Raw genomic sequence first — 10560 nt, 5'->3', positions numbered from 1 at the left:
TCTCTGAACGGGAACAGGTGCTTGAGCGCATCGAACGTCGCGCCCGGGACCGTGTTCCGGTTCCGTATATAACAGGCGAAGCCTTTTTCATGGGGCTGCAGTTCCATGTTGACGAACGGGCCCTGATCCCGCGCTCGCCCATTGGCGAATTCCTGGCCACGGAAGGTGAGCCCTGGCTGGCGGGTCGGCCGGTTGAACGGATTCTGGACCTGTGCGCTGGCAGTGGCTGTATTGGAATCGCGGCGGCCCATGTGTTCCCGGCGGCCCAGGTGGATCTGGGTGAGGTGTCCCCCGGAGCCGTTGAGGTGGCGGAACAGAACATCAGGCGCCATGGCCTGGAAGGGCAGGTGCGCGCGGTGACCTCGGACCTGTTCGAGAAGCTGGATGGCCCCTATGACCTGATTCTGGCGAACCCGCCGTACGTGGATGCCAGGGATATGGCGACGCTGCCACCGGAATACCGCCATGAACCGGAGCTGGGACTTGCGGCCGGAGAAGACGGCCTGGAGCTGATGGGCCGGATCCTGAGGGAAGCACCGGCGTATCTCTCGGAAGATGGGCTGCTGGTTGGGGAAGTCGGCAACAGCCAGCCGGCGCTGGAGGCGGCTTTCCCCAGCGTTCCCTTCACCTGGCTTGAAATGGAAAACGGCGGTCACGGGGTCTTCGTGGTCGACGCGCAAACACTGGCGCAGGCGGCGCCCCTGATGAACGGATAGAATCCATGTCTGGTAATTCCTTTGGAACACTCTTCACCGTCTCCACCTTCGGCGAAAGCCACGGGTCCGCTCTGGGCTGCATCGTGGACGGCTGCCCACCGGGCGTGCCGGTTTCCACCGAGATGATCCAGGCGGAGCTGGACCTCAGGCGCCCTGGAACCTCGCGCCATACCACACAGCGCCGGGAGCCGGATGAGGTCCGGATCCTGTCCGGGGTGTTCGAAGGGGTGAGCACGGGCGCGCCCATCGGGTTGCTGATCGAGAACACGGACCAACGCTCCAGCGACTACTCGAAGATCAAGGACCAGTTCCGTCCGGCCCACGCGGATTACACCTACTGGCATAAGTACGGCATCCGCGATTATCGCGGCGGCGGCCGTTCCTCGGCGCGGGAGACCGCCATGCGGGTAGCGGCCGGCGCCATCGCCCGCGCCTTCCTGAAGGAGAAGGGCATCACCATCCGGGGGTGCATGACCCAGCTCGGGCCCATTGAGCTCGGCATGACCGACTGGTCCGCTGTGCACGAGAACGCCTTCTTCTGCGCGGAGCCGGAGAAGGTTCCGGAGCTGGAAGCCTTCATGGATAAGCTGCGCAAGGAAGGGGACTCCGTTGGGGCCCGCATCCGTGTTGAGGCGGACGGCGTTATCCCGGGTCTGGGCGAACCCGTCTTTGACCGGCTGGACGCCGACCTTGCCAAGGCACTGATGAGCATCAATGCCGTCAAGGGTGTGGAGATCGGGGCCGGATTCGACAGTGTCAGCCAGAGGGGCACCGAGCACCGGGATGAGATGACGCCGGACGGGTTTCTCTCCAATAACGCCGGTGGGGTGCTGGGCGGTATCTCGTCCGGGCAGCCGGTGGTGGCGAGCATGGCGTTGAAGCCCACGTCCAGCCTGCGGCTGCCGGGTCAGGGGATTGATGTGCACGGCAATCCGGTGGAGGTGGTGACCACCGGCCGTCACGACCCCTGCGTCGGCATCCGGGCCACGCCCATCGCGGAGGCCATGATGGCCATCGTGCTCATGGACCACTACCTGCGCCACCGCGCCCAGAATGCGGACGTGCGGGTGGATACGCCGGACATCGAAAAGGCCCGCCGTCAGCAGGAGGACTGATATGGCGGCCTCCGGGACGGGGATCTACTGGCGCCTGTCCAACCTCTACTTCTGGTTCTTCGCTGCTTTTGGGGTATTAATGCCCTACTGGGCGTTGTATCTGGAAGACCAGGGGTTCCGCTACATTGAGATCGCCCTGCTCATGGCCACCCTGCAGGGCACCAAGATCATCGCGCCCAATCTGTGGGGCTGGCTGGGGGATCGCACCGGCCGGCGGCTGCGACTGATCCGCTTCGGTGCGCTTGTGGCCGTCCTGTGTTTCAGCTTCACCCTGCTGCGCCCAGGATTCTGGGGGCTGATGCTGGTGATGCTCTCGTTCAGCTTTTTCTGGAACGCAGTGCTGCCGCTGTTTGAGGTCATCACCCTGCACAACCTGGGCAGCGACTCCAGGCGCTATGGGCGGGTCCGGCTCTGGGGATCGATCGGGTTCATCCTGTCGGTGGCCGGTTTCGGGGCGGCGCTGGATCACATGGCGGTGTCCATCATGCCCTGGCTGGTGCTGCCCCTGTTCGCCGGACTCCTCATGGCGACGCTGCAGATTCATGACGAACCCAGTACCCGCAGGCAGCCCCATCACGGATCGGTTGCGGCTATCCTGAAGCGGCCCGAGGTCTGGTCCTTCTTCATCCTGAACTTCATGCTCCAGGCCAGCCACGGGCCCTATTACACCTTTTTCTCGATCCATCTGGAGCAGCTTGGCTATGCGAAGATCAGCACCGGGGCGCTCTGGGCACTGGGCGTATTGGCGGAAGTTGGCCTGTTCCTGGTGATGCACAGGCTGCTTTCGGCCTACCCGATGCGGGTGATCATGCTCTGTGCAGCGACCCTGACAGCACTGCGCTGGTTGGTTATCGCGGAATTCTCGCAGTTTCTCTGGATCCTGCTCGGGGCACAGCTGCTTCATGCGGCCTCCTATGCCGCCTTGCACGCGGCCTCGGTGCACTACATCCGGGTGCAGTTCGGCGAAGGGCACCAGGGGCAGGGGCAGGCGCTGTACAGCGGGCTGACCTACGGGGCAGGCGGTGCTTTCGGCGCCTGGATCTCGGGCGTGCTGGTAGAGTGGGAGAGCACCGTCGCCGCCTTCTACGGCGGCGCCGGTTTCATGCTGGTGGGGGTCGCCGCCGCCTGGCTCTGGATGCGGCCCGCGCCGCAGAGAGCGTACGCCGGCCAGTAAGCAGCGGCTGATCCCGTCAAACCTGGGGTTACAGGTTGTCGAAGTCGCTGGGGTCGTGACGCTCCGGGAGCTTGCTTCCCTCATCGCCCCAGGTCTTGTTGACGAGGCGACCCCGCTTGACGGCCGGGCGCGCGGCGATCTCATCCGCCCAGCGGATCACGTTGGTGTAGGTGTGCGCTTCCAGAAATTCGGCCGCGTCATAGACCTTGCCCTTCACCAGCGCGCCGTACCAGGGCCAGATCGCCATGTCCGCGATGGTGTACTCATCCCCGGCGATGTAGCGGTTGTCCGCCAACTGCCGGTTGAGCACATCCAGCTGGCGTTTCACTTCCATGGTGAAGCGGTTGATCGGATACTCGTAGGATTCCGGGGCATAGGCGTAGAAGTGCCCGAAGCCACCGCCCAGCAGTGGGGCCATGCCCATCTGCCAGAACAGCCAGGAGAGGGTCTCGGTGCGTCCATGGGGATCGGTGGGCAGGAAGGCCCCGAACTTCTCGGCCAGATAGAGCAGGATGCTGCCGGATTCAAAGATCCGCAGTGGTGGGTTCTGGGTGTGATCCATCATCGCGGGGATCTTGGAGTTCGGGTTAACGGCCACGAAGCCGCTGCTGAACTGCTCGCCTTCAAGGATGCTGATGGGCCAGGCGTCGTATTCGGCCTCGGAGTGGCCGGCTTCCAGCAACTCCTCGAGCATAACAGTCACTTTCACGCCGTTGGGCGTAGCCAGGGAATAGAGCTGCAGAGGGTGCTTGCCCACCGGCAATTCCCTGTCATGCGTGGGGCCGGCAATGGGGCGGTTGATGCTGGCGAAACGCCCGCCACTGGCGTCTTCCCACTTCCAGACTTTCGGAGGCGTGTAGCTGTTGTCGCTCATGGTCAGGCTCTCTCACTGCATTGGTGTGGTAGCCACGGCAACCGTGGACAGCATGGAGTATGCCATCCGCTGGCGGCATTGAGCAGGGGATCTCAGTAGGCATCCCGGATCAGATCGATACCGGGCTTCAGCACCCGGCGCCACTGCGCATCCAGTGTCGCATCGTACTCTGGGTCGTGTTTGCTGACAGCCTGCATCAGGGCATCCAGCCAGAGCGAATACCATTCGGGCGAGATATTGTAGCCGTGCCTTGAATGGCTTTGCCCCAGCTGTTTCAGCTTGGTGTCGGGCATGCCTCGGGCGTAGAGGATCAACTGCATGATGCCGTTGCGCAGGAGGTGGCGCTGCTGCTTCATGTCGGTATCGCGGAACTGGTCCTTGATGGTCTGAGAGCTGCTCATGAAGTAGTCGTAGAAATCAACGAAAAACTGTTCGCCCGTGCAGACCCGCCCATAACTCTGGAATACCGCTTCTACTTCCGAGCTGTCCATGAAATCCCCTGTCTTTAGTTCTGCCTGTCTGTGATGGCCCGGAATTATAAAACAGTCAGCCGGTTTCGGCACAGCGCGCCGGTGCCTGTCCCTGAACGGTTTCAAGAAGGGCGCGGGCCGCTGTCCCGGGTTCCCGTCCCCTGATGCCCACGGCACCCAGCATCCGGGTTACGGGCTCCGGTACGTCCAGGACCACCAGGGTGCTGTCGAGCATGGTGTTGGGCAGAACCGACCACCCCAGTCCCACGCTGGTCATCATCTTGATGGTTTCGAGGTAGTTGGTGGGCATCTGGGCATCCAGTGTGATTCCTTGTTGAAGAAAATGGTGGGAGACGACCCGGTAGGTTTCGGTATTACTGTCGGGCAGGATGGCCTGGTACTGCGCAATGTCCTCAGGGGCCAGCTGCTGCTTGTGGGCTAGGGGGTGGTCAGGGCCACAAACGAAGCTCATTGGATCTTCCCAGGCGAACCAGACCTGGAAGCGTTCCATGATCCGGTCGTTGAGTGTCACCCATGCAAGTGGGGCGTCATGCTGGTGCAGTTGCTGGAAGACCTGTTCGGACTCGAGGAACTGGAGGTTGAAGGTCAGGTCGGGATGGGCCTTCTGCAGGGCGCGCAGCCAGTTCGGGAGATGGTGGAGGCCGATATGGTGGCTGGTGATCAGCGACAGGGGGCCGTGCATTCGCTGGTCAAGGCTGGTGAGGGCTTCACGGGCGTTGTGGAGTTCGTCCAGGACCTTCCGTGCATGGGGAAGCAGGGCATGGCCGGCGTCGGTCAGCCGCAGGCTGCGGCCGTTGCGTTCAATCAGGGGGCGACCGGTCTGGTGTTCGAGGGTGGCGATGCGTTTGCTGACGGCGGATTGAGTGAGGTGCAGGGCTTCTGCGGCCTCGGAGAAGGAGCCGGTGTCGATGACGGTGGTGAAGGCGATCAGTGATTGGGTGTCCATAGCACTAAAGATTGGTACCTGGTTGCAGGGTACGATGAGTGGGGAGTCTTTCACGGGAAAGGTTGTAAATACTTTTCAATTGCGCAGTCCTGCTTCACTGAAAAGTCCTGGGTTTACATCCGTGTAAACCCGTTTGCGCTTAATCGCGCAAACCCCTGTACGCTGCTCTTCCGCCATCCATGGCTCCAGAGCTTCCCGTGAAAGACTCCCCACTCACCGTACCCCCGGGAGTGTTGCCGTTCGCAAACGTGCTCCAAACGTAAGCTGTAGGAGCCCGCCTCGCGGGCGATCCTGATTCAAGATTCCAAAAAGGAATCCTTTTCAGGAAAAACATGAATTGAAGTGATCTGATCAGAGTCTGTACCATTAACGAACAATCGGTCAAACCACGTCAGCTCCGCTATGGGGGAGGGCGTGTCCGCTCGCAACGGGGGTAGCACCATGAGTGGCAAGACACTGTACGACAAACTGTGGGATTCGCATCTGGTCAAGGAGCGTGCTGACGGCTCCTGCCTGATCTACATCGACCGGCACATGCTGCACGAGGTAACGTCACCGCAGGCGTTCGAGGGGCTTCGGCTGGCTGGGCGGACGCCGTGGCGGATTGATGCGAATCTGGCGACGGTGGATCACAACGTGCCGACCACCGGGCGTGAGAATGGTGTTGAGGGGATCGAGGACCCGATCTCGCGCACCCAGGTTCGGACTCTGGATGACAACTGCAATGAGTTCGGCATTGTCGAGTACGGCATGAACGATCAGCGCCAGGGGATCGTTCACGTCATCGGGCCGGAGCAGGGAGCGACCCTGCCGGGGATGACGGTGGTATGCGGGGATTCGCATACGTCCACCCATGGGGCTTTCGGGGCGCTGGCGCATGGGATCGGCACCTCCGAGGTCGAGCATGTGCTGGCGACCCAGTGCCTGGTGCAGAAGAAGTCAAAGAATATGCTGGTGCAGGTCGATGGTGAGCTGAAGCCGGGGATCACGGGCAAGGATGTGATGCTGGCGATCATCGGAAAAATTGGCACCGCCGGCGGTACCGGTTATGCCATTGAGTACGCGGGCTCGGCGATCCGCGGCCTGTCGATGGAGGCGCGCATGACCATGTGCAATATGACCATCGAGGCGGGTGCGCGGGCCGGCATGGTGGCGGTGGATGACACGACCATCGACTACGTGAAGGATCGGCCCATGGCGCCGAAGGGCGAGATGTGGGAGCGCGCGGTTGCGTCCTGGCGCGAGCTGAAGAGTGACGACGATGCCGAGTTCGACAAGGTGGTTCATCTGGATGCGGCTGATATCGAACCCCAGGTCAGCTGGGGAACGTCGCCGGAGATGGTGACCAATGTCGGGGATCGTGTCCCGGATCCGGCGAATGAGTCGGATCCCATCAAGCGTGAAGGCATGCAGCGGGCCCTGAAGTACATGGGGCTGGAACCGAACACCCCGATGACGGGCATCCAGCTTGACCGGATCTTCATCGGCTCTTGTACCAATGCCCGGATTGAGGACCTGCGTGAAGCGGCGTCCATCCTCAAGGGGCAGACGATTGCATCCACGCTCAAGCAGGCGATGGTCGTGCCCGGCTCCGGTATGGTGAAAGCCCAGGCCGAGAGGGAAGGGCTGGACCGGATCTTCATTGATGCAGGGTTCGAGTGGCGGGAGCCGGGCTGCTCCATGTGTCTGGGGATGAACCCGGACCAGCTGGGTGAAGGGGAGCATTGTGCCTCCACCTCCAACCGGAACTTCGAGGGCCGGCAGGGCTTTGGCGGGCGCACGCACCTGGTGAGCCCGGCTATGGCAGCTGCCGCCGCTATTCATGGCCATTTTGTGGATATTTCCGACTACTACGACAGGGCGGGGTGAGATCATGAAGGCATTCACCAGGCACACGGGGCTGGTTGCCCCCATGGATCGGTCCAATGTCGACACTGACATGATCATCCCCAAGCAGTTCCTCAAGTCGATCAAGCGCACTGGCTTCGGGCCCAACCTGTTCGACGAGCTGCGCTATCTGGACGAAGGTCAGCCAGGCAAGGACAACAGTCAACGGCCGCTCAACCCTGAGTTCGTGCTGAACCAGGCGCGTTACCAGGGAGCGAGTGTGCTGCTGACGCGCGCCAACTTCGGTTGCGGCTCCAGCCGTGAGCACGCGCCCTGGGCGCTGGAGGATTTTGGTTTCCGGGCGATTATCGCCCCGAGTTTTGCCGATATTTTCTACAACAACTGCTTTAAAAATGGCCTGTTACCGCTTGTTCTGAAAGAGGAAGAGGTCGACGAGCTGTTCCGTGCGGTGGAGTCCGTCGAGGGCTATGCACTGACCGTGGATCTGGAGAATCAGACTGTTGCCACGCCGGACGGTAAGATCTATCACTTCGAGGTGGATGAGTTCCGGCGCCACTGCCTGCTCAACGGCCTCGACGATATCGGCGTGACACTTGAGGATGCGGATGCCATCCAGACCTACGAGGAACGCCGGAAGCAGGAGGCGCCCTGGTTGTTTCCTGCCGGGTGAGTTCCTGGAAGCTGTTCCGGATTGCCTGCGGGGCAGGCTTCTACAGCAATACATTAGTTTTCATATGTAGGAGCCCGCTTTGCGGGCGATTTTCGTAATAACCCTCGAAACTGGATTACTGGACAAGGATCATGATGCTATGACACAGAGAGTACTCTTCCTGCCGGGTGACGGCATCGGCCCGGATATCATCGAGCAGGCACGCGCGGTTCTTGGGCACGCCAATGAACGGCTTTCGCTGGGACTCGATTTCGATGAGGCGTTGGTCGGCGGTGCCGCCATCGAGGCCGCGGGCACTGCGCTCCCGGACGACACCATGAGCAGGGCGCGGGAAGCCGGGGGCATCCTGCTGGGCGCTGTGGGCGGCCCCAAGTGGGATCATCTGGAGATGGCCAATCGGCCCGAGAAGGGGCTGCTGGGCCTGCGCTCCGGCCTGGGTCTTTTCGCCAATCTGCGTCCCGCGTTCCTGTACCCGCAGTTGGCGGAGGCCTCCAGCCTGCGTCCGGAAGTGGTCAGCGGCCTGGACATCCTGATCGTGCGGGAGCTCACCGGCGGCATCTACTTTGGTCAGCCCCGTGGCGTTGAGACGCTGGAAAGCGGAGAACGGGAAGGGATCAATACCTATCGCTACAACGAATCCGAGATCCGGCGCATCGGGCGCGTGGCATTTGAGTCCGCGCGTCAGCGCAACGGACGACTATGTTCCATCGACAAGGCCAACGTGCTGGAAGTGACCGCGCTGTGGCGTGAGGTAATGGAGGATCTGGCGACGGAGTATCCGGACGTTGAGCTGAGTCACATGTATGTGGATAACGCCGCCATGCAGCTGGTGCGCGATCCGAACCAGTTTGACGTGATTGTCACCGGCAATATGTTCGGTGATATCCTGTCTGATGAGGCAGCCATGCTGACCGGTTCCATCGGGATGCTGCCCTCGGCGGCGCTGAACGAGAGCAAGCAGGGCATGTACGAACCCTGCCACGGGTCGGCGCCGGATATTGCGGGCCAGGACAAGGCGAACCCGCTGGCGACGATTCTGTCCGGTGCCATGATGCTGCGGTACAGCTTTGGCATGGAAGGTGCAGCGGGCGCGATCGAAAAAGCGGTGCAGGACGTGCTGGAACAGGGGCTGCGTACGCCGGATATCCATTTCGAGGGCACGCAGCTGGTTGGCACCCGCGCCATGGGCGAAGCGGTGCTATCGGCCCTGGACACGCACCTGTAGGAGCGGCCATGGCTGCGATCGCCGCAGCCCCGGCGAAAAACCCAAGACACTGAAAACAGAGGCGGCACAATGAAGCGAGTAGGTCTGGTTGGCTGGCGTGGCATGGTCGGATCCGTGCTCATGCAGCGGATGCAGGAAGAGAATAATTTCGCCGGAATCGAGCCGGTGTTCTTCACCACATCCCAGGCGGGCAAGCCCGCGCCGGACTTCGGCAAGGAGGCGCCGCCGCTCAAGGATGCCCGGGACATTGATGAACTCAAGGCGATGGACATCATCGTCACCTGTCAGGGTGGGGACTATACGAATGAGGTCTATCGCCCCCTCCGCCAGTCAGGCTGGAATGGTTACTGGATTGACGCCGCCTCCGCCCTGCGGATGGAGGATGAATCGGTGATTGTTCTGGACCCGGTGAATCGTGGCGTGATTGACCGGGCTCTGGATGCCGGGCAGCGTGATTTCATCGGCGGTAACTGCACGGTCAGCCTCATGCTGATGGGCATTGGGGCCCTGTTTGATCATGATCTGGTGGAATGGATCAGCCCCATGACCTACCAGGCCGCCTCTGGCTCCGGCGCCAAGCACATGCGGGAGCTGCTGGATCAGATGGGGGCGCTTAACGGCGCCGTATCCGATCTTTTGGCGGATCCGTCCTCGGCGATCCTGGAGATTGACCGGCAGGTGACCTCGACCATGCGCAGTTCCGAGTTCCCCACGGAGAATTTCGGTGTGCCTCTGGCGGGCAGCCTGATTCCCTGGCTCGACAAGCCCATGCCCTCCGGCCAGAGTAAGGAGGAATGGAAAGCGGGCGCGGAGAGCAACAAGATCCTCGGGCGTACTGATAACCCGATCCCGATTGATGGCACCTGTGTTCGCGTGGGCGCCATGCGCAGTCACAGCCAGGCGCTGACCATCAAGCTTCGCAGGGACGTTCCGCTTGCGGATATCGAAGCCATGCTCCGGGAGCACAGTGAGTGGTGCGAGGTGGTACCCAATGAGCAGCAGGCCAGTATGGAAAAGCTGAGCCCGGCTTATGCCACCGGCAGCCTGACGGTTCCGGTCGGTCGGCTGCGCAAGCTGGCCATGGGCGGGGAGTATCTCAACGCCTTCACCGTGGGCGATCAGCTGCTGTGGGGGGCGGCTGAACCGCTGCGGCGTATGCTGGCCATCCTGCTTGAGCGTGATGGCTGATTCCTGAATGCAGCGTCCCGGTCTGGCGTGAACCGGGGCGCATTCCCGCCAGCCGGGCGCTTCCAGTGCCCGGCGATTTATTGCGTAATTCGCAGTTATCAACAATACTTCCGCTTAACTTCATAATTACAGGTCTATTTCCGTAATCTGCGCGGAATCCGTGGACGGCTGCCTGACGAGAACGGGGAAAGGAAACGGCATGAAAGTACGCAAACTGGCGGTGGCGCTCGCCCTGGCAGGCGGGCTGGGATCAGGTCTGGCTCATGCGCTGGGCATGGGGGGAGGCCGGATACTGACCAAACTCAACGAAACG

At 61.8% G+C, this 10560-nt stretch carries 10 protein-coding genes; 7 read left to right on the top strand and 3 right to left on the bottom strand.

Annotated features, from left to right (window positions below; all coding sequences use genetic code 11):
- The 3 genes from prmB to QZ501_RS13630 all read left to right on the top strand — a co-directional run.
- Window positions 1-716: 50S ribosomal protein L3 N(5)-glutamine methyltransferase (prmB, locus tag QZ501_RS13640; protein ID WP_295720255.1), on the top strand; the 716-nt coding region annotated here is incomplete at its 5' end.
- Window positions 717-721: 5 nt separating this feature from the next.
- Window positions 722-1831: a chorismate synthase gene (gene aroC / locus QZ501_RS13635; protein ID WP_095616724.1), complete on the top strand. Its 1110-nt coding sequence runs from the start codon at window positions 722-724 to the stop codon at window positions 1829-1831.
- 1 nt (window position 1832) lies between these two features.
- The gene (locus tag QZ501_RS13630; RefSeq protein ID WP_095616725.1) at window positions 1833-3005 is read left to right on the top strand and encodes an MFS transporter; all 1173 of its coding nucleotides are present in this window, start codon (window positions 1833-1835) and stop codon (window positions 3003-3005) included.
- A 28-nt stretch (window positions 3006-3033) separates the two neighbouring features.
- On the opposite strand, the gene yghU is transcribed toward QZ501_RS13630, so the two are convergent.
- The 3 genes from yghU to QZ501_RS13615 form a co-directional block, all read right to left on the bottom strand.
- Window positions 3034-3879: a glutathione-dependent disulfide-bond oxidoreductase gene (gene yghU / locus QZ501_RS13625; RefSeq protein ID WP_095616726.1), complete on the bottom strand. Its 846-nt coding sequence runs from the start codon at window positions 3877-3879 to the stop codon at window positions 3034-3036.
- 92 nt (window positions 3880-3971) lie between these two features.
- Entirely contained in the window at window positions 3972-4370 is a 399-nt protein-coding gene (locus QZ501_RS13620; protein WP_095616727.1) for a globin, read from the bottom strand.
- Window positions 4371-4425: 55 nt separating this feature from the next.
- Window positions 4426-5316: a LysR family transcriptional regulator gene (locus QZ501_RS13615; protein WP_160899197.1), complete on the bottom strand. Its 891-nt coding sequence runs from the start codon at window positions 5314-5316 to the stop codon at window positions 4426-4428.
- 441 nt (window positions 5317-5757) lie between these two features.
- Between QZ501_RS13615 and leuC the strand changes: the two genes are divergently transcribed.
- The 4 genes from leuC to asd all read left to right on the top strand — a co-directional run bounded on the left by leuC (window position 5758) and on the right by asd (window position 10247).
- A complete protein-coding gene (gene leuC, locus QZ501_RS13610) occupies window positions 5758-7185 on the top strand; it encodes a 3-isopropylmalate dehydratase large subunit (RefSeq protein WP_151439635.1) in 1428 nt (475 codons plus the stop codon).
- 4 nt (window positions 7186-7189) lie between these two features.
- Window positions 7190-7834 (top strand): 3-isopropylmalate dehydratase small subunit, encoded by a 645-nt coding sequence (gene leuD / locus QZ501_RS13605; RefSeq protein WP_295720251.1) that lies wholly within the window; start codon window positions 7190-7192, stop codon window positions 7832-7834.
- A 139-nt stretch (window positions 7835-7973) separates the two neighbouring features.
- On the top strand, window positions 7974-9059 hold the full coding sequence (leuB, locus tag QZ501_RS13600; RefSeq protein WP_095616731.1) for a 3-isopropylmalate dehydrogenase: 1086 nt from the start codon (window positions 7974-7976) through the stop codon (window positions 9057-9059).
- Between the two features lie 69 nt (window positions 9060-9128).
- Window positions 9129-10247, top strand: coding sequence for an aspartate-semialdehyde dehydrogenase (asd, locus tag QZ501_RS13595; protein ID WP_295720248.1), 1119 nt, complete (start codon window positions 9129-9131; stop codon window positions 10245-10247).
- Window positions 10248-10560 lie beyond the last annotated feature (313 nt).

The organism is uncultured Halovibrio sp. (genome assembly GCF_913056445.1).
Lineage (GTDB): Bacteria > Pseudomonadota > Gammaproteobacteria > Pseudomonadales > Oleiphilaceae > Halospina > Halospina utahensis_B.
The sequence above is the reverse complement of the archived record's forward strand: the minus strand, read 5'-3'. Positions and strand labels throughout refer to the sequence as shown.

What these genes read in the sequence shown, in the direction of transcription:
- aroC (WP_095616724.1), top strand. Translation starts at nt 722, where the DNA reads ATGTCTGGTAATTCCTTTGGAACACTCTTCACCGTCTCCACCTTCGGC.
- leuC (WP_151439635.1), top strand. Translation starts at nt 5,758, where the DNA reads ATGAGTGGCAAGACACTGTACGACAAACTGTGGGATTCGCATCTGGTC.
- leuB (WP_095616731.1), top strand. Translation starts at nt 7,974, where the DNA reads ATGACACAGAGAGTACTCTTCCTGCCGGGTGACGGCATCGGCCCGGAT.
- QZ501_RS13615 (WP_160899197.1), bottom strand. Translation starts at nt 5,316, where the DNA reads ATGGACACCCAATCACTGATCGCCTTCACCACCGTCATCGACACCGGC.
- asd (WP_295720248.1), top strand. Translation starts at nt 9,129, where the DNA reads ATGAAGCGAGTAGGTCTGGTTGGCTGGCGTGGCATGGTCGGATCCGTG.
- QZ501_RS13630 (WP_095616725.1), top strand. Translation starts at nt 1,833, where the DNA reads ATGGCGGCCTCCGGGACGGGGATCTACTGGCGCCTGTCCAACCTCTAC.
- yghU (WP_095616726.1), bottom strand. Translation starts at nt 3,879, where the DNA reads ATGAGCGACAACAGCTACACGCCTCCGAAAGTCTGGAAGTGGGAAGAC.
- leuD (WP_295720251.1), top strand. Translation starts at nt 7,190, where the DNA reads ATGAAGGCATTCACCAGGCACACGGGGCTGGTTGCCCCCATGGATCGG.
- QZ501_RS13620 (WP_095616727.1), bottom strand. Translation starts at nt 4,370, where the DNA reads ATGGACAGCTCGGAAGTAGAAGCGGTATTCCAGAGTTATGGGCGGGTC.